A 20,974-nucleotide genomic window follows, 5' to 3' on the forward strand; every position below is an offset into this window, starting at 1 on the left:
ACAGCCTCTTCCTCGGCTTTATGAGCAAGCATAGCTCCTTTTACCACATCACCTACTGCATAAATATTTGAAACTGCTGTTTGGAACTGGTCATTAATCTCAATGCTACCTTGCTTATCCGTAATAATACCGACAGACTCAAGCCCTAGATTTTGCGTATAGGCTTTTCTGCCTACCGCCATCAACACAATATCGCTTGTTACTACTGAACTCTTACCGTCCTCCTCTATTGTTAGATTTACTTTTCCTGACTTTACTTTAGCAGAGAGCACTTTAGTATTCAGTTTAAACTCCATACCTTGTTTTTGCTGTAGTTTCATAAACTTTGTAGCAATTTCTGTATCAAGCATAGGTACAATGCTCGGTGCATACTCAATAACCGTTACTTTAGCTCCCAAACGACGCCAAACTGAACCAAGTTCTAAGCCTATATACCCTCCACCGACTACTATTAAGTTCTCAGGTACTTTAGAAAGTTTCAAAGCACCGGTAGATGAAACAATAAATTCTTCGTCTATTTTGATATTCGGTATTTCTATGACGCTGGAACCTGTAGTAATTAGGATATTTGTGGCTTTAATTTGCTCTTTATTTACTTCAACGATATTACTAGAACTAATTTTAGCTTCACCTTTTATCCTAGTAACTTTGTTTTTGGCAAAGAGACTTTCTATACCTTTTGTGAGATCAAGAACTACTTTATCTTTATTAGCTAGCATTTTTTGTAAGTCTAGTTTTACATCCGCAGTAATACCTATATTCTCAAAATGTTTTAGAGCTACTTCATATTTTTCGGAAGAATTAAGTAAAGCTTTCGATGGTATGCATCCTATATTTAAACAAGTGCCGCCAAGAGTATCGCTTTTCTCAATACACGCTACTTTCATACCAAGTTGAGCAGCCCTAATACTGCCTGTATAACCAGCTGGACCGCTACCTATTACCACTAAATCAAATTCTTGCATATTTGTTTGCCCTTAATAAATTGTTGGATCGTCATTGCAAGCAGCCATAGGCTGCGTGGCAATCTTGTCAAATATCCTGAGATTGCTGTGTCAATTACTTACATAATTTCCTCGCAATGATGTAATACTGCTAAAATACACCACTATCACCTTTATAACAACTTTAATCTTATACTATTCTTATTTGGTGAAGCAATAAAACTAATTAAATTAATATTATCTTCAAAGCCGTTTGTATAATTTTGTAGTAAAGAAAACATCTTTTTAGAAATAGCATAATTATGACTAGCATTTAGTGAATTTGCCTCACCTATATTTTTTATTTCTCTCATTAAAGCTAAAGGATTATCAAATTTTAGCTCTATATTTTCACAGTCAACAATTACTTCGGCAAATCTTGCTTGCAAAAATAAAATCGGAACATGAGCAAAATGAATAAAAGGAGCAATATGAGGAGAGTGCTTAAAATCACTTGCTATTTCGGCATCTATTAAGGATTTACGTAAATTCTTTAAGCTATTTCCTCCGACAAAATTACCGATAAAAATACCGTCAGACTTTAAAAATATTCTTATATTAGATAAAAAGCGTTGTACATCATTTATCCAGTGTAACCCTAATGAATAAATAATTAAATCAAAAGAGTCTTTTGGCAATGCTAAATCTTCATCATCGATTAATAATTTATGATTATGCTCAAAAGAATCAAGCAATAAAGGCGACATATCTGTTACGGTAATATCAGCACTTCGATAAGCATTTTTTAGTAAGCTCGTAAGATAACCGCATTTAGCCGATATTTCTATAATATCCGAAAAATCCTTATCAATCATCCCTAATCGACTTATTATATCATTAGCTGCATGCTTGATAAATAAGCTGTTACTTATCGCCTCTACTGCATTATTTCGGTGATTTTTTAGCTTTAGTCTGTTGAATATATAATCCTCTCCTATCTTGAATTTTCTCTCCTAAAATTGTTGGTGGCGGTCGAGAAATAAAACCCCCTAAAAAATCTCCTAGCAAACTCTTTTGAACAAGTTCTCTCTGTCTTGCAGTGCGAATATCATCCCCTTTAACGCTATCTAGCCCTTCAAAATTCTCCTGAATATCTACAATTATAGGTTTCGTATTGTTATTATTAGGTGATAAAGGTTCTAAACTCAATAGGCTTTTTTCTGTAGGATTTAAATCCGAAGTTAGATCAAAATGCTCTAAGTAGACAGGTTTGAGTTGTTTATCATTACTAGAAACTTTTTTTCTTTCTATCGCTGAAACATTGTTCTCAGTCTTATTAGATTCTCCTAGAGATTTATAACTACTTATACACAACAATACTAATATAAAATTCTTTAACATAAATCACCCTGTATATTAACAGTTAATATAAATTAAATAATATATGCATCAAGTACTGAAATAAATTAAGGGAATTATATACTTGTATAACCTATATTTTCTTTTTATTTACCCAAGATGTAAATTCAGACATACTAAACACTTCTATTAAATTACTGCCAACTTGATCCTTGAAACATTTCAAGGCTTCTTTTTTATATCTGTCACCATCAATTATTATTATAGTATCATAAATTCCTTGTTTTTTTATGTTTAGCACCAGATAAGTATATTTTTCATCAACCAATCCTCCTGATTGTTGCCACTTAGATTCTATAACTAGGCAATTAGGATGACGTTCTGGATGATATAATATAAAATCGCTATCTGAATTTGAAATAAACTATACACCTTTCTTATGTAATGCTCTGCATTTTTCATAAAGCTTAACCTGATCTGCCTCTGTAAAGCCAAGCTTTGTATATTTTGTAAATGAAGTATTATTAATAGGTTGATATGACGGGTCTATATAAACGAAATCTTTAGGCTTAGGCGAAATATTGCTGAAATCCTGATATATTATTTCAACATTTTGTAAAGCTTTACTACACGCAAGCAAGTATGTTATCCTTATCAAGAATATTAGGATTCATATAAGCTCCCATCGGGACGTTGCACTCTCCTTTGCTATTTACCCTATAAAGACCATTATAACAAAAGTCTTGTTAAGGTATATGAAACGTGTTGCTATCTCAATAGGGTTATCGCTATTTGCGTTCTTTCTAACAGCATAGTAATAATCTTGAGAGTGATTAGCTTTATGCTTAGCTAACAGCTCAATTAATGCTCGAGCTTCATCCTTAACTGCCTTGTATGAAATCTAAGTTTATATCTGATATAATAGCTTTGTCTGGAACGAGTGCAAAAAAAGTGCTCCTCCTAAAGGCTCATAATGATTATTGTAACTAGCAGGTAAGCGTAAGCACAACTCTTTGATAAGGCTTCTTTTTCCCCTGTCCATTTTATAAATGGTTTAGGGATTTTGTCTTCTGCAATCTCTGGAGAATTAATTTTTAATGGAACTTGACCTATCATTGCTAAAACCTCGTTACAAGATAATTCTCCGTTTTTAACTACTTTGAGTTTCATACCGACCTACCAAGGCTTTATAAAAAAAATAATTACCTGTATTTAAAAGTATAGCATTAAATATATTTCTTACATTAGAGTTTTTATGGTTGCACCTAAATACAAACTCATTTAAATATCTCTCTATGTGTTTTTTTCTAATAGAATAAAGTCCGATTATACCACGCTTAAACAACGCCCAAAAGCTTTCTATCGTATTTGTGGACACAGACTCTCTTATTATATTGACCTAAGTCGTGCTTTATATATTCATGATTATATAACTCTTCTAATACCTTGTAAGCTCCCCATTCATCAGATAAAATAGTTGACCCTATTAGAATATTATTTATTGCAATTTTTTCTATGGTCTTTGAATTAACTTTTGTTATAACTTGAGCTTTAGCGTTACCGTTTCTCTCTATCATGCCGATTACAACGGTTGTTGTCTGTGTGCTGCCACCTTGTGTACTTTTAGTTTTTTTATTTTGATGTTTGTTCTTTTCTTTACCACCAATATACGTCTCATCTATTTCTACAGTGCTTTTTAAAGGAATACTAAAACTTTCTAGTTTAGTCACTTCTCTAATCCTATGAAGCATAAACCATGCAGTGGTTTGGGTAACATTAATATCTCTTGAAAGCTGTAACGATGATAAACTTTTTTTTGCGTAGTAACTTGCAAAACTGCTGTAAACCATTTATTTAAAGAAATCTTACTATTTTCAAAAATTGTGCCAACTTTGATACTAAAACGCTTTTTACATGCCTAACATTTGTGATCAGTTCCATCCGCATAATGCAAAATCTTTTGGTTGCCGCAATACGGACAATAAGCTACGTTAGCCCAACATATATCAGTAAAATAATTATGCACTTTTGTTCAGTAGGTAATTTTTCGAATAAATCAACAACACTTTTAAAATCTAATACTTAACTATACTAACACAATTTTATATAACATTATCGAAACAATTTAGGTTATACAAGATATATAGTTGCCTTAATTAATTATTTCTAAAGATATTATCTGCATATTTTTTTCTATAATATATTTTGTAATTCTCATTTCTTATATCATTAAACCATTGGTCTTGTTGTTTTTTAATATAATAATTTAGGGAATTAGATTTACTTTTACTAGTTTGAAAATTATCTTCACAAAATTTTAAAAAACCTGATATTAAAGTTTCTACTCCATTAGTCTCAGATTTTTTCTCAAGAAATCGCATAGAAAAATTAGTAGGATTATTATGTTTTAAATAAAATTGTTTATATTTCTCATGAATTTTATTTTCTTTTTTTATTTGTTGTTCTGAAAAAGATAATTTTTCCTCTAATAATTTATGAATTTCGGTACAATCGCTCCAAGGTAATTCTATTATTAATTGCTCTTCCTGATATTCAAAATTATCTTGAATATTGTTAAAATCTGCATTTACTTTTACCGCACTTACTAATATTAAAAAACATGTAATTAATTTAATATTCATAGAATTAATTAATTTTAGCAGGAACCGGTATCATAATACTACTTCTGTATCTTTTATTACCACTAAAAAGTGATTTTTTTTGAACTTTGTTATTATTTACTGGAATTGTATCTTCTAAAGCCCCTTCATTATTATTTAGATAACTATGTAAGGATGCTTTATAAAGAGCCATATTACTTGCTATTTTAACTACATCTTGTTTATATTTAAACCCTAAAGAAGGTGTAGCCGAATGATAATGAGCTATCGCCTTGTGCCAGCTCCCTAGCTGATCATATTTTGAACGCAAAAATTCTGCACCGTAACGAATGTTATTATTTGGATCAAATGCCTGTTCAAGGGAATTAAAAGCCCCTAAATGATGCCTTAAGTTAATCTGCATGCATCCGATATCAATACTCTCTCGCCCTTTTATAAGCTCTACTCTAACAAAACTTACGGCTTCTCTTTTTGTGTTAAAATAATAGCCTTTTCCTTCAACATTTACTGTCCAAGGCCATACTACTCTAATTTTACGGGTTGTATGTTTTTTCCCCGATTCTTTTAAAGCTATTGAATGTAACGTATTAGATGGGATATTAAATTTTTTTTCAAAGTAAGGAAAAAGTTTTGAACATTTAAAGGATTCAGCTATTTCAGGATCGGCAAGAGCCGGCTTAGAGAAGAGGATAAAGGATAATAATAGGAGTAGTATGGTTTTAACATCATTGAGAGGAAAATTACGGAGTAATTGACGAAGCAGTCCAGTAAACAATTCTGATTTACAGAATTTTTTTACCGTTTTGCTAGATTGCCACGCTCCTTGTAGTCGCTCGCAATAACAATTTTGGCATAATTTCCAAACCATACCGACAACGCTAAAATAACTTGAGTTACAATAAGATAAACTAGCCTACCATAACTTATCTTACGAAGCAAGGGAAGTTATAGCATGTAAGAGGTAAGGATTTAATCTAAATCCCAAGCAGCATCATTAGTGTTTTGAGGATTACCTAATATATCGGGTACCATATCCAACAAATTATTAATATCGCCTCCTATCGCTTGCAAAAGATTAATTACTTGTGTTACAAAGTCTTCAGCAGTGCTACCTTGAGCATCTTGAGGATTAGTAGTCCCATCTAAAGCTTGAACTCCGGCATTAATTAATGTTACTAAATCATTAGCTTGCATACCTAAAATAGTATCTTCTGTACCGCTCTCTCCTCTATTAGAACTAGTAGAAGGTTGTATATGTGGTATTTCCTCTCTGTTAGCGTGAGCAGTTGCTTGATGAACCAAAACTGCAAGTTGTTGATCGTTAAGATTATTTTGTTCCTTTAACATTTCTGGAGATATAGTAGAATCATCCTCAGATAGATCAATTAGATCTTTTGCTTGCAATATAGAGCTTGTATCCACACTATAGCTTAAAGCTTAACATTGCAAAATCATCATCTTTAATTACGCTTTCATACCATTTTTTATGTTCGTTAGCTGCATGTTTTACATTTTCATTATTTTTATAATGATTTGGAATAACGTATAAGCCGTATCCTCCTTTATTTGCCTCATCTATTATGATTTTAGCTATCTTCAGTTCATCTATACTTAAGTCAATATTTTGTTTCACTTTGTTTAAAAGAAGTTTCAGTATCTGATTGCCTTGTGCTGCCCCTTTATTATTTTCCTAGCCTCTTATTAAAACTACAATAATCTATACCTGATGTTTTAGCATGCTCTAATACTGCTTTTATAGCTTTCCATTGATTATTAACTTTTTCATTTTCACCTTGCTGCTCATCTTTAATAGCATTCTCAGCCCATTTAGCAAGTTGAGCATATGATGCTAGCTCCCCTACTGCATTAAATATGGATACATGTTTACCTGGATAATCTATAATCTACTTTTGTAATTATTTCAGATAGATCAAATTTTTGAACTAATTTCGGTAATTCAACAAGAAATTCATCATAATCTGGTTTGTTTAAACTCCATTCTCTTCCATTTTGCTTGATTTCATTTATGGTTTCTTGAGTAAAGTTATATAATGAATATTTATTCATAATCTGATCCCTTTGTAATTATTGGTTAAATTTATAGTTAAAAACCACGAAACATGGTATTTTAAAAATACTTTAAATTGTTAGGTCCTGTACACTTTTAATTAATGATTATAATTTTGAGATGCTTTTTAGCAAAAATTAATAAGATTTTTGCAGAAATAGTTATTCATATTTCAAAAACATCTTATAATTTGCAACTAAAAATGGCCATAATTATGATTATTCTATTACAAGAGTACAGAACCTAATTGACTGATTAAATAAAAATGTTTATTATCAATCCAAATTAAATGTCAAAGTATATTTTATGAAAGTTGTTAGCTCATTAAAATCGTTAAAAAAACGTGATAAAGATTGTCAGATCGTTAAAAGAAGAGGCAAAATTTTTGTAATAAATAAAAAGAATAAAAGATTTAAAGCAAAACAAGGTTAATTAATCATTTGTGGAGAAAAACAATATACTCGATGAACTTGAAAAATTAGCTACATCGTCTTTGTAAGTCCTCGGATGCTGAGTGTTTATTATATGCTCCGCTCCTCAGTTTGCAGACTCCTTGCTCTTTTTCCAGTTGATCTTCGTATATTACTTTTCATTTTACTTCAGAGTATATAATGCTACTTTTGAAAGAAAAGAAATAAATATGGCCGGTCATTCAAAGTTCAAAAATATTCAGCATCGTAAAGGGGCTCAAGATAAAAAAAGAGCAAAAGTTTTCACTAAATTAATTCGTGAAATAGTTACTGCAGCTAAAACCGGTTTTTCTAATAACCCTGAAAATAATCCACGTCTTAGAAATGCTTTAACCGCTGCACGTAGTCAAAATCTCCCTAAAGAAAGAATAGATAAAGCTCTTAATAGTGCTAATGATTCTTCTAATAACGAAAATTATACGGAAATTAGATATGAAGGTTATGCACCGAATGGTATTGCTATAATAGTTGAAGCTTTAACCGATAATAAAAACCGCACTGCTGCAGAAGTACGCTCTAGTTTTACTAAATATGGTGGGAGTTTAGGCGAAACCGGTAGTGTCAATTATTTATTCAACCATTGCGGAGTTATTCAGTATCCAATAAATATAGCATCTAATGAAGATGTTTTAGAGGCAGTCATAGAAGCCGGAGGGCATGATATTATATCCGATGATACCACCCATACAATCTATACGGATATTGAAAATTTCTCTAAAGTTCTAGAATTTTTCACTGGCAAATACGGCATACCTGAAGATTCGTATATAGGCTGGATCCCATTAAATACAATAATTATAGATGATAAGGAAAAAGCCGGAACATTACTAAAGCTTGTGGAAGTTTTAGAAGAAAGCGATGATGTGCAAAGAGTTTTTGGGAATTATGAGTTATCTGATGATGTTTACGAAATAATACAAGGAGAACCATGACTTATAACGATGCAAATTATCAAATAATTATTTTAGCAGCCGGTAAAGGTACTAGAATGGAGTCCGATTTACCGAAAGTAATGCATCAAGTCGGTGGAGTTCCAATGCTTGAAACGGTATTAAAGAATTCGCTTAACGTTACAAATGATGTAATTATAGTGTATTCAGAAGAACTTAAAAAACATTTAATGCCCTATGAAAATATGTGTCGCTTTGTACTGCAAGCAGAACCTAAAGGCACAGCTCATGCTACTTATGCAGCAATAGATTTAATTAATAAAAATAAAACAATATTAGTTTTGTACGCTGATCATCCTCTTATTACTCCAAAACTTATGCATGAATTAATAGCTTATTTAAGCCTTACTAATTCTGCATTAGTGACTTTAAGCTTTGAGAGAGCAAATCCGGTTCAATATGGGAGAATATCTACTGATAAAAATGGTGAATTTTTAGAGATAATCGAACATAAAAATGCAAGCGCAGAAGAGAAAAACATAAAGCTTTGTAATTCAGGTATTATGGCTTTCAGTAGCGAAATTTTAAATAAATACTTACCTTTATTTGCTACTAATACTAACGGTCATAAGGAAGTTTATTTAACTGAAATAGTAAAAATATGTAAAAATCACGGTGAAAAAGTTTCATATTTATTATCTACTGATCATGATTTAATTGTTGGTGTTAATACTAAAAATGAGCTAGAAGAAGCTAATAATATTTTTGCTCAGAATAAGTCTTAGCTTTGTCGTATGGATACCCGAGTCGTCATTGCAAGCGACTAAAGGCTTTGTGACATAGATTGTTTTATGTCATTCCCACGAGAAACCGGGAATCCAATAAAACCTATAAAAAACTTGTTTTTATAGGTTTATTTTTTGGGATCCTCGCTTCCGCTGGGATGATATCGAGTAGGCTTTTTACTCTATGCAACAACATCAATACCTTGTGAGAATGACATAGGAAGCCATACAGGCAATGCTAAAAATTTGGGAGAGATGGCCGAGTGGTTTAAGGCGCACGCCTGGAAAGCGTGTTCACGGCAACGTGTCGGGGGTTCGAATCCCCCTCTCTCCGCCAGTTCAGTTTATGGTATACTCACATGATTTCAAGAATTGAATTTGTTATCAAATGGTGAGTGTGTACAGTTTATACTTAATAAGTGAGTACGTGAATTCATGCAGATAACAAAGAGCAATTCTTAAAAGCAGAAGAGTATGTTATGCTCATTTATTTTCTTTATAATACTTAGTATATTTATCTAGTAAAGGAACATGTGCAGTTGCTGCTTCTGATTTAAAAAATTCTACGCTCTCTTTACTTAAAGACATGGTTACTTTTACTGAATCATCTTTTAATAAAAGTTCTCTAGGGTGCGGCAAGCAATCTTTTACTATTTTTACTTCCCCTATTTCCCCATCAGTGTATTTTATTCTCTTGCTCATAAATTCTCTTACCTTGGCGCCAGTATCCTGCTCTAAAAATTCTTATATGATTATCTTGGAATGTAAAACGGACTGTTAAAATATTACCATCAACTTTACCTAAACAAAAATATCTTTTTTCTGTAATACTAACTTATCATGCTCTAGTCTGGACAGTTAGCCAATTTTTGTAGTTTATCGAACTGGAAAGCCAAATAGTAATCAAGGTTTCCACTGTCGAGTATTTAAAAGTTTCATATACATTTGTTATTACATTTATAAAGTCTAAAAGCTTTTTACAAAGCTTATCGTTTACTAATTACCTCATATTGATAGTCTTTTAATTTCTATTTTTACTTTTATAATAAAAATAGTTGTATATTTATATTGTTTTTTTATTACAGCTGTAATTTTATAAGTTACAATTATATACCTAAGAATCAATTAATTTATATTAAATTATGGCTCATAAAGATTTATCACATTTAACAGAAGAACAAATCAAAGATTTAATAAAACGTTATTATAACTATGAGAAAATAGCTAATTTATTAGAAGAATTTAATGTTAATGTATCTCCCAATAGTTTAGTTAGTTTATTTCCGCTTGTTATGCATTCTTGAATAGTTAAGTGAATAAATTGATCATTACTTCCTTTGCTTTTTAATCATCCTTGTTCTATCACTTCATCTATATTATTAGCTTCAGTTTTATTTTTATATTTTGTTTTTTTCTATATGCCTATTATTAAGCCAGTTTATTACTTCACTATATAAACGACTTATAAAATTTTGATTACTGTTTTTTTTGAAATTGATCCCTTATTGCTTGATCACTCCAAACCAAACATATTAATGCAGTATTGATAGGAACTTCACATATTTCTTTTATTTGGCTATGAATATCCAAAAAGCTTTTTAATTGCACTCCTAGCTCTTTATCATACTCAAAATTTTTATGTACATATTGCTCTATTCCCTCACTATCCCAGCCTGTCCTGTATTGTCTACTTTCCGCGCAAACCTGTTTTACGCATTTCTTCTACAACCACATTAGGTCTAGAACTCATTATTACGTTTTGATATTCTAATATTTTATCTATTAACTTTTTACATCTCGAGTATTTAGATGTGCTACTTCATCATACCCATCAAGTAATAACAACATCTTATCTTTATTTTGGATATCCATTATTTCCTTAACACTTAAGGTACTTTCACTACTGCCTCAACAATAATGGATAAAACAATTAAGCTTACTTTGAGATAAATTATTAATATCAAAATACCCACTATAACCGTCTTTCTAACTTTCATTTAATAATTCTTTTAACTCTAAAAACATAATCAAACTTATCGCTCCATAACTCCCCTTTTCCCCATTTATACGATAGATAATGCATTATAACGTGGTTTTACCTATTCCTGCACTACCGAGTAACAGTACTTTACCGACATCTGCTTTTATTCTGTTTACTTGCTCAATTATATTTTTTATTTCTGATTCACTTTTATTAGGTAGATTTCTGCGAAGTATCTCAAACTTACGTTCTTCATTTAGTGACTTAACTATATTATCAATTTTTCTTCTTGCACTTGATAATTTTTATTAAACAGCTCTCTTATCTTTCCGTATCTATGGCTTTAAAAATATTCTCTATTTCTATCGCTCTCTTTTCTCCGACAATTTTATCGCGTAATGCTGCTTTAGCTGCTTCATCGTCTTCACTAAATAATATCTGTAATTTTACTGAATATTCATCTAAAGACTGAGCTTTTTTGCGTATCTTCTATTAGCTTTGGTAAAGTATCGTGAGAACTATATAAGGTTCTTAACTTGTCAGTTAATGATTTTGAAGTAGAAGGCTTCATATTTTTATTAGAAAACCTAATTAGATTAAAACAATTATAGGTGTGAGTTTAAGAATTTAATTTTATTTAAGCAATTTAAAATTGATTAACCAAAATAATTTATTTTTTTATTTATTGCAACTATTAATTATTAATATATAAGACATTATACACTCAATAAAATTAGCACTTATAGTTATGAAATATTAGCCATAGGAATTTTAATAGCCGGTAATAATATATTTGCACAGGATACGAAGCCTGCTAAAGAATAAGGACAAAGAAGGATTATTAGAACTAAGCTGTAGAGGGCTTTAGCAACTATAGGATTTTCAAATGCACTACGTACAATCTCATCATGTTTAGGCTTTTTTTGTATAATATAATTTTACGAAGAAAATAATTTTAATTAGAGGTAGTATTAAAGTGCAATATTATATATAAGTTTGTTGATAAAAAATGATTTATTTACTAATATTTATATTTCCATAAATAATATTAGTTTTATATGCTACTGCTACTTCCTGAAATAACTTTGACTTTAATAGCACTTTTAGGGCAGTTTTTTGCCATAATGATCCCAAATAAAAATAGAATTATTTCTAATATCATTATTTTACTATGCATATTATCAATTTTTCTTACCTTTAAGTATTCAAGTTATGAAGGAGTATGGTACTCATTTGCTACCGGAATAAATATCGGTATTAGTAAAAGCATAGTGCTACTATTCACTATTATCTCCATGATTATATACCGTGATTACTCTATTCTTGTTGCTGATGAATTAAAGTGTGAATTTATTACTTTAATGTTATTATCGGTTGTAGGTATTTTTGTTGCAATTTCATCACGGAATTTTCTATTATTATTCTGCGGTATGGAGCTTACTGCTTTAACTTCATATGCACTTGCAGGATTCAAATTAAATGATATGAAATCATCGGAAGGTGCTTTAAAATATTTTATCTTAGGTAGTTTAGTTAGTTGTTTATCATTATTTGGTATTTCTTTTATATACGGATTCGGCGGAAGCCTACAATTTGAGAATATCTTATATAAACTAAATGATAATTCCGGAATGAATCTTGGTTTAATAATCGGCATTGTACTATTTTTAAGTAGTATTTTCTTTAAACTCTCAAGTGTTCCACTCCATTTTTGGGTCCCTGACGTATATGAAGGATCACCTATTACTTCGGTTACTTATTTCAACGCTGCCTCAAAAATAGGTATGGTTATTGTTTTATTAAATATCAGCACATTAATTATAGCTAATTACTATCCTATTAATTATAATTTAATAAAGATAATTGCTATATTATCTATGCTGTTTGGAGCTTTTGGAGCCATTCGTCAAACTTCTCTAAAAAGATTAATGGCTTATAGTACTATTTTAAATATCGGTTATGTATTAATCGGCGTTCTTCTGCATAATCAAGAAGGATATAAAGCAGCTCTACTATATATTCTAATATATGCGGTAGGGAGTATAGGATTTTTTACTTGCTTAATTATACTGCTCGGTAAAGACGTCGATAAAGCTAGTTTTAAAACTATACAAGGAATTGCAGAGTATCATAAAACTATAGCTGCCGTAATTAGCATAGTTATGTTTTCAATGATTGGAATCCCTCCTCTTACAGGATTTTTCGGTAAATATTACCTTTTTTACCAAGCAATTAATCAAGAAGAATTCGCATTAGCTTATTGTGGTATTTTTACCAGCGTAGTTGCTGCATTTTATTATCTTAAAGTAGTAAAAGGCATGTATTTTTCTAAAAAGATTGAGATAATTAAGCTGCCGATACAATATGGGCTTTTACTGATTAATTACTTAGTTGTAGGCTTCTTGTTGCTTGGTTCATTTATTATCTCGTTTTAGCCGGTATAGACTTTTTATTAACAACACTAGCTGCAGTAGTTTGAGTAAGCTTCATAACCTTTTCTTTTAGATTCTTTATATGTTTTAGATTTTCTTCATCTAATTTTAATAAATCTTGGTCTTTTTGTTTAGCTTTTTTAGCTAGACCTAATTGACTTGGAGTAACACTAACAATATCATCCGTTCCAACTTCTTTCTTAAATTTTTCTAGAGCATCTACATATTCTCTGATTGCATATATATTTGTCTTTACCAATTTTTGTTTTGGTTCTTTCTTTATTTTATCAGAAGAACCAGTGCAATTTCTTTCATCTTTAATATCTTCATTTAAACTTTTTATTGTCTTTATTAAATGTTTTTTCGCACTATCTCTAATACCAAGTATTTCTAAAATTCTTGCAAAATTAGTAGTAATTTTATTTCTTAATTTAAGTTTTTGTCCTCCTTTTTTTCTTTCTTCATAATTAAGAATTTTCGCAAAATAATCAGGATACTCTTTCATTAATGTTTTTAAGCCTTGCTCTTTCACTTCGTAATAAGGAAAACTATATTTTTTAGAAATTAAACTATTGACTTTAATTTCTAAGCCGTATTCCTTTAAGGATTCTTGCCTTTTTTTCATTGTATCTATTAAACTAGCCTTAATTTCTTCAGGCGTTATTTCTTTAGATTGTTTATTATTAAATTGCTTTGGCATCGCTTGTTTTGCAAATTCTGCAATTGCTTCATTACTATAATATTTAGTTAATGCATCAAAACTTTTATCAATAGTTTTGCTTAAATCAATTTTAGAAACTGCAAGTAAGCTATCGGCAAAATTAGGATTTTTTGTTCTTAAATTAGAAGGAAATTCTCTAAAATGGTTAGTGGGACCGAATCCAGGCAAATGTTTGGCTCTTGAATGCGGATATATATTATTTGTTAAATTATCAAAACTACCAGCAAAATCAATTCTTACTAATTTAGGTAAAGTTTTTGGATTTTTTTGATCTCTGATAACTCCTATATTTCCAACATGTATATCAAAATCGCCTATCAATAAACTTGCCGGCATAATGTTTTCAAAGTTCTGATACTTAATTTCCTTAAAAGCATTTGCTAAGGTTCTAAATAATTTATTTCTAGTCCCCATAAAAAGTGGTCTACCGCCGTCCTTTCTAAACCAAGCACTCGGTTTAGTTTTAGCAGACATATGTTTATCCATGTCCACATACATATCACTACTATAATTCTCAAAAAATTCAGATTTGACATATATTTGCAAATCAACGGCTTTAGATTTATTAAAATCATCAGGAGCAATTAAATTAACCTTTGCTCCATTTCCAGGACTTATAGCTTCAAAAATTTGAGATCCTAAAAACTCGGCTATATTTTTTGAGCTTGAAGCCTCTTTTTTTATCATCGCCGTAATTTTACCGTCTAAGCTTTGATATACTCCGCCATGCTCTCCTACCTCATTAGCTCCGCCTCCTTTAGGCTTTAAAAAATTCCAACCTTTAAATATTGATTTCTTATTTTGCGTCATCTTCGCCTCTTTATAATGATTTACACTACATTCTCCTTTAGGCTTTAAAAAATTCCAACCTTTAAATATTGATTTCTTATTTTGCGTCATCTTCGCCTCTTTATAATGATTTACACTACATTGATAATTTTGACATAATTATAAAACATATTATTTATTTTATATCAGAAGCCGTTTTGTACCTAATTTTATTGTTCTTTAATATTTCAGCTACTTCAAGAGCTGCATAGGTAAATATACCTGTGGCACCGGCACGTTTGAAACTAATTAATGACTCCATCAAAGCTCTCTCCCAATCCATTGCCCCTGCTTCTGCTGCAAATTTTAACATTGCATATTCTCCACTAACCTGATATGCAAAAATTTTAGCATTTAAATTATTTGCTGCTTCACGAATAACATCCAAAAACGGCATACCAGGCTTCACCATTACCATATCGGCTCCCTCTGCTATATCATACTCAATCTCAAGCATTGCTTCCTTAATATTACGTACATCCATTTGATAGCTTGATTTATCTAAATAATTCTTCTTATTACTCTTAACAGCATCGCGAAACGGACCGTAAAAACTTGAAGCATATTTAGCGGCATAAGCAAGAATTCCAACATTTATACATCCCTCTTTGTCAAGATATTCCCTTATAGCCCTGATTCTTCCATCCATCATATCTACTCCAGCTTTTGCTAGCACTAATGCCTGATTACACAAAGCTCTTACTGATCTATCATTATCAACTTCCCCATGATGCACAATACCATCATGACCATGTGTAGTATAAGGATCAAGTGCTACATCGCATATTATACCAATATCGATATTAGCGTTTTTGATGCTTCTAATAGTTCTACATATTAAATTATCTAAATTATAAGCCTCATCGGCATTTTCGCTTTTTAGACTTTGATCAATACTCGGAAATAATGCAATAACATTAATACCCAGCTCTGCTGCTTCTTTTGCCGTTTCTACTATTTGATCAATCGATAAACGATATATACCAGGCATAGTTTTAATTTCTTGCCTTTCATTATGTCCTTCAACAACAAATAAAGGCAACACTAAATCACTAACCGATAAATTACTTTCGGATATTAGCTCTCTAAGCCAAAAAGCTTTTCTATTTCTTCTAAGTCTAATATGGGGGTACATAAAATTCATATCTCATTTTAGTTAATAACTTGGATTCTAATATATAAAATATATAACCTAACTATCTTATAGTAAAAATATTGCATTACAAAAAGAAATTTTGCTTGCAATTTATAAAAAATTTAAGCAAGCTGTTTAATTATGTAAATAAACATAGGAGTTTAATATGGCATAAGATAATATTCCAAAATCAGTACAAGATAGAATACAAGAGTGGGAAAAAAATCAAAAAATATGTCAAATAACCCACCAAAAATACAAAACCGGCTGTCCCTCTAAAACCCACTTCTGAGCAAATAAAGGCATGGAACGAGGCACATAAAAAACAGACTGACTTAACTACACATTCCCAAGCACTTGATATATTTGTTGACACCCCATCTCCGCAAGTTGAAACCCAAAAGCCTATTATTTTTTCAAAACCAGCTCCGGAACAAACAAAAGTACCGGAAACAACACCTAAAAAACAATCCAATTTAACCGTAAAAGAGAAAATAGAGCAAAAAGATGCTTTGATTCCAGAATTTAGCCACTATATAGCATTAAGCGGTTCTATGGCAGGGAAGCGTCTTGATGTTATTATTAAAGCTTATGCACAATCATTAGGACGGCTAATAAAACAAGTAGGAGTACCTCAAAAAGAGTTTGTTTCTTTTATAGAAGATGATCTAATCAAGAATCATCCACACAAAGATAAATTTGAAAAAATCAATCAACATTATAAATTACCTGAACCACCTACACTATCTGATATAATTGATAATCTGAGAGAATTAGTAAACAATGATGATATAATAGCTCATTTGAAACAAAGTAGAAAACACATTGAATTTAAAGAAAAAGTAAATAATATTATTCAGATTTATGATGATAATAAACATAATCCAGCTGCTATAGCTAAAGTTGAAGCAACACTGCAAGAGATAGGTAAATGGTGTGCAGAAACTACAAAAATGGATAATAATCCTATTTGGCAAAATATTGGTAATTTTATACAATATTCTTTTACCGAAGATAAAGCTAAAGCTGCTTTTTATAAAGATGCTATAAACATTCTACTCAAAATACTAAAAAAGCTATAGAAGAAATACAAAAATCTCTTACCAACCCTTCTCCTCATTCATCTAATGTTCCACCGTCGAAGAATCAAGGAGAAAGATATAGAAGCTAATAAAAACTTTTAGGATCGATATCTATTTTTAGATGGCAAAAAGAAGGAATTTTTATAAGGCTTAGCCAAAATTTTAAATATTTCTGCAAATTAAATTTCTTATCGGCTATAATAAGTATTCGGTAACGATATTTACCAGCGAGCTTTGACATTAATGAGCTTGCCGGTCCTAAAATTTTCACGTTTGCTTTTGGTGCAATTCGGACCATATCCCTAGCAATTTCTAGAATTTTAGCCTCACTGGAACCTGACAAAATTACCGATGCTATTTTGGAAAATGGCGGCATATCTGCTGATTTTCTTATTTCAAGTTCATTCGCAAAAAAACTATCTTCATCACCGGCTTTAACATAACTAAAAATTGTATTATCAGGATAATAGCTTTGTAAATATACTACACCTTTACTATCACCTCTACCCGCTCTACCACCTACCTGATGTAGTAGCTGAAAAGTTCGCTCAGATGCTCTAAGATCGGCATTATTGCTTCCAAGATCGGCATCTATTACTCCAACTAAAGTAAGATTCGGAAAGTGATAACCTTTTGTTATTATTTGTGTGCCTATTAAAATATCAATTTCTAAATTTTCCATTTGATGTAGAAGCTGTGCTATTTTTTCCGGGCTTTTAGCATGATCTTTACTTATCACCGCAATTTTACTCTCAGGGAAAAGTGCTTTTGCTTCTTCCTCTATTCTCTCTATACCTGGACCACAGATAGTTAATGTTTCATCCTCTAGACATTCAGGACAAGAACTAAAAATTTTACTTTGATAACCGCAATGGTGACATTCAAGTTTTTTAATCGCTTTATGTACTACCATCCAAGAAGAGCAGAATTTACAGGTCAATCTGTGACCACAAGCTTTGCATAGCATGAGCGGAGCATAACCACGCCTATTAAGAAATAATAAGACTTGTTTTTTATTATCTAAATTACCTTTGATAGCTTCTATAAGAAGCTTGGATAAATAGGAATTCTTAGATAGCTTTTCTTTAGTCATGTCGATTATTTCTATATTTGGCAAATCGACATTTTTGTATCTATTAACCAATGTAACCAATTGATATTTACCAATTTCTATATTATGTATTGTTTCAATAGACGGTGTTGCCGAACACAAAACAATTTGTGTTTTATCAAATGTACCTCTTACGATAGCCGTATCCCTAGCATTATATAATATACCGTCATCTTGTTTATAGGAATCGTCATGTTCCTCATCTATAACTATTAAACCGAGATTTTTAAAAGGTAAAAACAAACTACTTCTAGCCCCAATTACTACTTTAACTTTATCGCTTAATATACCTCTTAAAATCATTTTCTTGTGAGCTTTGGTAACGCTTGAGTTCCATATGATAGGCTCAAAACCGAATCGCTCTATAAAACGATTAATAATTTGTGTACTTAAAGCAATTTCAGGCAACATAACAAGCACTTGTTTGCCTTTTGCTAAGTAATCTGCTATTAGATGAAAATATATTTCTGTTTTACCTGATCCCGTAACACCTTTAACAAGTGTTGGCTTATTACTTTCATTTAAAATTGTTACTGCTTGTTTCTGCTCTTCTGACAAATCAGGTAGCACAAAGTTATTATGGACTTTCTGCTCCTTAACTTTAATCGGTTTTTCAGCAATATCCATAGGTAAGACTAACTTGGCTATGCTCCCAAGCTCTGACATATAGTAGCTACTCATCCATTTAATTAATTCTAAAACTTCTGAAGTAATATTGAAGTTTAACGGTATTTTCGCTCTAATAGTTTTTATTTTTTTTGCCTCGGAATTTGAAACAAGCTCCCATACTATGCCGGTTAATTCCTTATTTCTAAAAGGCACTACAACAAGATCACCTATGTTTAGCTCTAAATCTTCAGGTATTAAATAATCTAACGGAAATAATTTTGCTACCGGTAATAATATTTTTGCTATTCGCATATATAATGTATTTTATAATTTTTTTTTTATTATATACTAAACTGATAAATTATAGAAACCTAGATGAATAAAGAAACAAAAATTGTTATAGCAATTTCTGGAGCTTCAGGCACAATATACGGTATTCGTTTGCTTGAAGTACTAAAACAACAAAATATCGAAACTCATTTGGTTATTTCAGAGGGAGCAGCTCTTACTATAAAGCTTGAAACTAAATATTCTATAGATCAAGTTAAGCTACTGGCTAATTATTATTATGACGATAAAGATTTAGGTGCTACTATTTCAAGCGGCTCTTTTAAAACTTCAGGCATGATAATAGCCCCTTGTAGTATGAAGACCTTAGCAAGTATTGCTCACTCAATGGAAGATAATTTAATTAGTAGAGCGGCAGGTGTTGTACTTAAAGACAGAAGGAAACTTATTTTAATGACCCGTGAAACTCCTTTGCACATCGGACATTTAGAAAATATGTTAAAAGTAGCGAGTTACGGCGGCATTATATCACCGCCCGTGCCGGCTTTTTATAATAACCCTGTAAGTATAGATGATATAGTGAATCATTCTATTACTAGAGTTTTAGATTTTTTCGATATCGAAACTAATTTAATTAAACGCTGGGATAGTTATGAGCAATAAAGTATCAACTTTACTATTAAAACTTGCATTTAAAAAAGCCTGTAATATTATTAATAAATATTTTTCACCGTAAGTTAATCGCTGAACATAGAAATGAAGCAAAGAATGAATAATGTACAATGTTCTGTTTTGGGCTTTGTTTTGTGGATTGGTTTTAACGTCATTGCGAGGAAATTACATCAGTAATTGACGAAGCAATCCAGTAAAATTCTGATTTACAGAATTTTTTTATCACCATGCAGCCTACGGCTGCTTGCAATGACGACTCGGTATCCACGCAACAATACCTCGTGGGAATGACATAAAGGGCTTCTTTTTTCAAACCATATAATAATTTAACAAACAACAATGGCACGTAATAAAATAAATAACGAAACAAATATATTAGCTGATAACGAAGATAATTTACCTATACCAAGGGTTTTACCTTCAAATGTTCAAGCAGAGCAAATGCTACTTGGGGCAATTTTAACCAATAACGAATTACTAAATTACGTATCGGAATTTTTACATGATGAACATTTTTTTGAACCTATTCATAAAAAAATCTATAAGGCAATTGAGAAAATTACTGAAAAAGGGCTGACAGCTACACCTATTACTTTACGTAGTATGTTAACTCAAGATGCACTATTTCAAGAAGTAGAAGGAGCGGAGTATTTAGCAAAATTGATAACTATGTCAATGATGGTAATAAATCCGGTTGATTATGGTAAAATAATATATGATTTAGCAATAAAGCGTAATTTAATAAATATCGGTGAAGAAGTAGTAAATAATGCCTATAATTCTTCATTAGAAGTTGAAGCAAAGGAACAGATTGAACATGCCGAAGCTAAACTTTACGATTTAGCTAGCGAAGGCTTGAATGAAAAAAGTTTTACCAAAATCGGTATATCTATTTCAGAATCACTAGCTAGTATTAATAGGGCTATGAAAAATAATGATCATATAATCGGTATATCTACCGGTTTGATTGATCTAGATAATAAATTATGCGGCTTTCAT

Annotated in this window: 25 protein-coding genes, 1 tRNA gene and 1 pseudogene; 9 read left to right on the top strand and 18 right to left on the bottom strand. The window is 31.0% G+C overall.

The window, feature by feature from the left end; all coding sequences use genetic code 11:
- From BG75_RS04340 to BG75_RS04395, 14 genes and pseudogenes are all read right to left on the bottom strand, one after another.
- The coding region (locus BG75_RS04340; protein ID WP_252903651.1) for a dihydrolipoyl dehydrogenase family protein at positions 1-965 on the bottom strand (965 nt) is incomplete at its 3' end.
- Between the two features lie 152 nt (positions 966-1,117).
- Positions 1,118-1,837, bottom strand: a complete 720-nt coding sequence (locus BG75_RS04345) for a methyltransferase domain-containing protein (protein WP_305140755.1) — start codon at positions 1,835-1,837, stop codon at positions 1,118-1,120.
- Between the two features lie 31 nt (positions 1,838-1,868).
- Positions 1,869-2,324 carry a hypothetical protein gene (locus tag BG75_RS04350; RefSeq protein WP_062811574.1) on the bottom strand — a complete coding sequence of 152 codons (456 nt, stop codon included), beginning with the start codon at positions 2,322-2,324 and terminating at the stop codon, positions 1,869-1,871.
- A 91-nt stretch (positions 2,325-2,415) separates the two neighbouring features.
- Positions 2,416-2,703, bottom strand: coding sequence for a PD-(D/E)XK nuclease superfamily protein (locus BG75_RS08310; RefSeq protein WP_368072226.1), 288 nt, complete (start codon positions 2,701-2,703; stop codon positions 2,416-2,418).
- 3 nt (positions 2,704-2,706) lie between these two features.
- Positions 2,707-2,922 carry a DNA adenine methylase gene (locus BG75_RS09030; RefSeq protein ID WP_062811576.1) on the bottom strand — a complete coding sequence of 72 codons (216 nt, stop codon included), beginning with the start codon at positions 2,920-2,922 and terminating at the stop codon, positions 2,707-2,709.
- Positions 2,909-2,977: pseudogene (locus BG75_RS10640) on the bottom strand (DNA methyltransferase); the annotation flags it as partial. The pseudogene BG75_RS10640 and the gene BG75_RS09030, both read right to left, overlap by 14 nt.
- A 265-nt stretch (positions 2,978-3,242) precedes the next feature.
- Positions 3,243-3,452, bottom strand: coding sequence for a hypothetical protein (locus BG75_RS04365; RefSeq protein WP_062811577.1), 210 nt, complete (start codon positions 3,450-3,452; stop codon positions 3,243-3,245).
- The gene (locus BG75_RS10645) at positions 3,433-3,660 is read right to left on the bottom strand and encodes a transposase (RefSeq protein ID WP_368072214.1); all 228 of its coding nucleotides are present in this window, start codon (positions 3,658-3,660) and stop codon (positions 3,433-3,435) included. Before BG75_RS10645 ends, BG75_RS04365 begins: the two co-directional genes overlap by 20 nt.
- Positions 3,620-4,132 carry an IS1595 family transposase gene (locus BG75_RS04370; protein ID WP_156468973.1) on the bottom strand — a complete coding sequence of 171 codons (513 nt, stop codon included), beginning with the start codon at positions 4,130-4,132 and terminating at the stop codon, positions 3,620-3,622. Before BG75_RS04370 ends, BG75_RS10645 begins: the two co-directional genes overlap by 41 nt.
- Before the next feature lie 306 nt (positions 4,133-4,438).
- The gene (locus BG75_RS04375; protein WP_062811578.1) at positions 4,439-4,924 is read right to left on the bottom strand and encodes a DUF2532 domain-containing protein; all 486 of its coding nucleotides are present in this window, start codon (positions 4,922-4,924) and stop codon (positions 4,439-4,441) included.
- Positions 4,925-4,928: 4 nt separating this feature from the next.
- Positions 4,929-5,771, bottom strand: coding sequence for a lytic transglycosylase domain-containing protein (locus BG75_RS04380; protein WP_062811579.1), 843 nt, complete (start codon positions 5,769-5,771; stop codon positions 4,929-4,931).
- A 101-nt stretch (positions 5,772-5,872) separates the two neighbouring features.
- Positions 5,873-6,325 (bottom strand): hypothetical protein, encoded by a 453-nt coding sequence (locus BG75_RS04385; RefSeq protein WP_062811580.1) that lies wholly within the window; start codon positions 6,323-6,325, stop codon positions 5,873-5,875.
- 1 nt (position 6,326) lies between these two features.
- Positions 6,327-6,536, bottom strand: a complete 210-nt coding sequence (locus tag BG75_RS04390; RefSeq protein ID WP_062811581.1) for a hypothetical protein — start codon at positions 6,534-6,536, stop codon at positions 6,327-6,329.
- A 251-nt stretch (positions 6,537-6,787) separates the two neighbouring features.
- The gene (locus BG75_RS04395) at positions 6,788-6,970 is read right to left on the bottom strand and encodes a hypothetical protein (protein ID WP_062811582.1); all 183 of its coding nucleotides are present in this window, start codon (positions 6,968-6,970) and stop codon (positions 6,788-6,790) included.
- 307 nt (positions 6,971-7,277) lie between these two features.
- Here BG75_RS04395 and ykgO point away from each other — a divergent pair, with 307 nt between their 5' ends.
- The 4 genes from ykgO (at position 7,278) to BG75_RS04415 (ending at position 9,453) form a co-directional block, all read left to right on the top strand.
- A complete protein-coding gene (gene ykgO / locus BG75_RS04400; RefSeq protein WP_004998227.1) occupies positions 7,278-7,403 on the top strand; it encodes a type B 50S ribosomal protein L36 in 126 nt (41 codons plus the stop codon).
- Between the two features lie 208 nt (positions 7,404-7,611).
- Positions 7,612-8,373, top strand: coding sequence for a YebC/PmpR family DNA-binding transcriptional regulator (locus BG75_RS04405; RefSeq protein ID WP_062811583.1), 762 nt, complete (start codon positions 7,612-7,614; stop codon positions 8,371-8,373).
- Positions 8,370-9,116 (top strand): sugar phosphate nucleotidyltransferase, encoded by a 747-nt coding sequence (locus tag BG75_RS04410; RefSeq protein WP_062811584.1) that lies wholly within the window; start codon positions 8,370-8,372, stop codon positions 9,114-9,116. Before BG75_RS04405 ends, BG75_RS04410 begins: the two co-directional genes overlap by 4 nt.
- A 249-nt stretch (positions 9,117-9,365) precedes the next feature.
- Positions 9,366-9,453: transfer RNA gene (locus tag BG75_RS04415), tRNA-Ser, on the top strand.
- Between the two features lie 146 nt (positions 9,454-9,599).
- Here BG75_RS04415 and BG75_RS04420 read toward each other — a convergent pair.
- Positions 9,600-9,818 carry a hypothetical protein gene (locus BG75_RS04420; protein WP_062811585.1) on the bottom strand — a complete coding sequence of 73 codons (219 nt, stop codon included), beginning with the start codon at positions 9,816-9,818 and terminating at the stop codon, positions 9,600-9,602.
- Positions 9,819-10,258: 440 nt separating this feature from the next.
- On the opposite strand from BG75_RS04420, the gene BG75_RS08740 reads away from it, so the two are divergent.
- Together BG75_RS08740 and nuoN are read left to right on the top strand one after the other, a co-directional pair.
- Complete coding sequence (locus BG75_RS08740; protein ID WP_196242480.1) at positions 10,259-10,420, top strand: hypothetical protein; 162 nt, start codon at positions 10,259-10,261, stop codon at positions 10,418-10,420.
- Positions 10,421-12,155: 1,735 nt separating this feature from the next.
- Positions 12,156-13,532, top strand: coding sequence for an NADH-quinone oxidoreductase subunit NuoN (gene nuoN, locus BG75_RS04425; protein ID WP_062811586.1), 1,377 nt, complete (start codon positions 12,156-12,158; stop codon positions 13,530-13,532).
- On the opposite strand, the gene BG75_RS04430 is transcribed toward nuoN, so the two are convergent.
- A complete protein-coding gene (locus BG75_RS04430; protein ID WP_062811884.1) occupies positions 13,519-15,060 on the bottom strand; it encodes a hypothetical protein in 1,542 nt (513 codons plus the stop codon). The genes nuoN and BG75_RS04430 overlap by 14 nt on opposite strands.
- 154 nt (positions 15,061-15,214) lie before the next feature.
- The gene (gene hemB / locus BG75_RS04435) at positions 15,215-16,213 is read right to left on the bottom strand and encodes a porphobilinogen synthase (protein WP_062811885.1); all 999 of its coding nucleotides are present in this window, start codon (positions 16,211-16,213) and stop codon (positions 15,215-15,217) included.
- 512 nt (positions 16,214-16,725) lie between these two features.
- On the opposite strand from hemB, the gene BG75_RS09925 reads away from it, so the two are divergent.
- Complete coding sequence (locus BG75_RS09925) at positions 16,726-17,295, top strand: hypothetical protein (protein WP_252903652.1); 570 nt, start codon at positions 16,726-16,728, stop codon at positions 17,293-17,295.
- Between the two features lie 85 nt (positions 17,296-17,380).
- On the opposite strand, the gene BG75_RS04445 is transcribed toward BG75_RS09925, so the two are convergent.
- Entirely contained in the window at positions 17,381-19,327 is a 1,947-nt protein-coding gene (locus BG75_RS04445) for a primosomal protein N' (RefSeq protein ID WP_062811587.1), read from the bottom strand.
- A gap of 63 nt (positions 19,328-19,390) precedes the next feature.
- Between BG75_RS04445 and BG75_RS04450 the strand changes: the two genes are divergently transcribed.
- Together BG75_RS04450 and BG75_RS09930 are read left to right on the top strand one after the other, a co-directional pair.
- Positions 19,391-19,966: a UbiX family flavin prenyltransferase gene (locus BG75_RS04450; protein ID WP_062811588.1), complete on the top strand. Its 576-nt coding sequence runs from the start codon at positions 19,391-19,393 to the stop codon at positions 19,964-19,966.
- Positions 19,967-20,314: 348 nt separating this feature from the next.
- On the top strand, positions 20,315-20,974 hold a 660-nt coding region (locus BG75_RS09930), incomplete at its 3' end, for a DnaB-like helicase N-terminal domain-containing protein (RefSeq protein WP_305140728.1).

The organism is Rickettsia endosymbiont of Proechinophthirus fluctus (genome assembly GCF_001602635.1).
Taxonomy (GTDB): Bacteria; Pseudomonadota; Alphaproteobacteria; order Rickettsiales; family Rickettsiaceae; genus Rickettsia; species Rickettsia rickettsii.

Excerpts from the sequence above, each read along its gene's own strand:
- BG75_RS04350 (WP_062811574.1), bottom strand. The coding sequence starts at position 2,324 with ATGTTAAAGAATTTTATATTAGTATTGTTGTGTATAAGTAGTTATAAA.
- BG75_RS04365 (WP_062811577.1), bottom strand. The coding sequence starts at position 3,452 with ATGAAACTCAAAGTAGTTAAAAACGGAGAATTATCTTGTAACGAGGTT.
- BG75_RS04370 (WP_156468973.1), bottom strand. The coding sequence starts at position 4,132 with ATGGTTTACAGCAGTTTTGCAAGTTACTACGCAAAAAAAAGTTTATCA.
- BG75_RS04375 (WP_062811578.1), bottom strand. The coding sequence starts at position 4,924 with ATGAATATTAAATTAATTACATGTTTTTTAATATTAGTAAGTGCGGTA.
- BG75_RS04380 (WP_062811579.1), bottom strand. The coding sequence starts at position 5,771 with ATGGTTTGGAAATTATGCCAAAATTGTTATTGCGAGCGACTACAAGGA.
- BG75_RS04395 (WP_062811582.1), bottom strand. The coding sequence starts at position 6,970 with ATGAATAAATATTCATTATATAACTTTACTCAAGAAACCATAAATGAA.
- ykgO (WP_004998227.1), top strand. The coding sequence starts at position 7,278 with ATGAAAGTTGTTAGCTCATTAAAATCGTTAAAAAAACGTGATAAAGAT.
- BG75_RS04405 (WP_062811583.1), top strand. The coding sequence starts at position 7,612 with ATGGCCGGTCATTCAAAGTTCAAAAATATTCAGCATCGTAAAGGGGCT.
- BG75_RS04410 (WP_062811584.1), top strand. The coding sequence starts at position 8,370 with ATGACTTATAACGATGCAAATTATCAAATAATTATTTTAGCAGCCGGT.
- BG75_RS04420 (WP_062811585.1), bottom strand. The coding sequence starts at position 9,818 with ATGAGCAAGAGAATAAAATACACTGATGGGGAAATAGGGGAAGTAAAA.
- BG75_RS08740 (WP_196242480.1), top strand. The coding sequence starts at position 10,259 with ATGGCTCATAAAGATTTATCACATTTAACAGAAGAACAAATCAAAGAT.
- nuoN (WP_062811586.1), top strand. The coding sequence starts at position 12,156 with ATGCTACTGCTACTTCCTGAAATAACTTTGACTTTAATAGCACTTTTA.
- BG75_RS04430 (WP_062811884.1), bottom strand. The coding sequence starts at position 15,060 with ATGACGCAAAATAAGAAATCAATATTTAAAGGTTGGAATTTTTTAAAG.
- hemB (WP_062811885.1), bottom strand. The coding sequence starts at position 16,213 with ATGTACCCCCATATTAGACTTAGAAGAAATAGAAAAGCTTTTTGGCTT.
- BG75_RS04445 (WP_062811587.1), bottom strand. The coding sequence starts at position 19,327 with ATGCGAATAGCAAAAATATTATTACCGGTAGCAAAATTATTTCCGTTA.
- BG75_RS04450 (WP_062811588.1), top strand. The coding sequence starts at position 19,391 with ATGAATAAAGAAACAAAAATTGTTATAGCAATTTCTGGAGCTTCAGGC.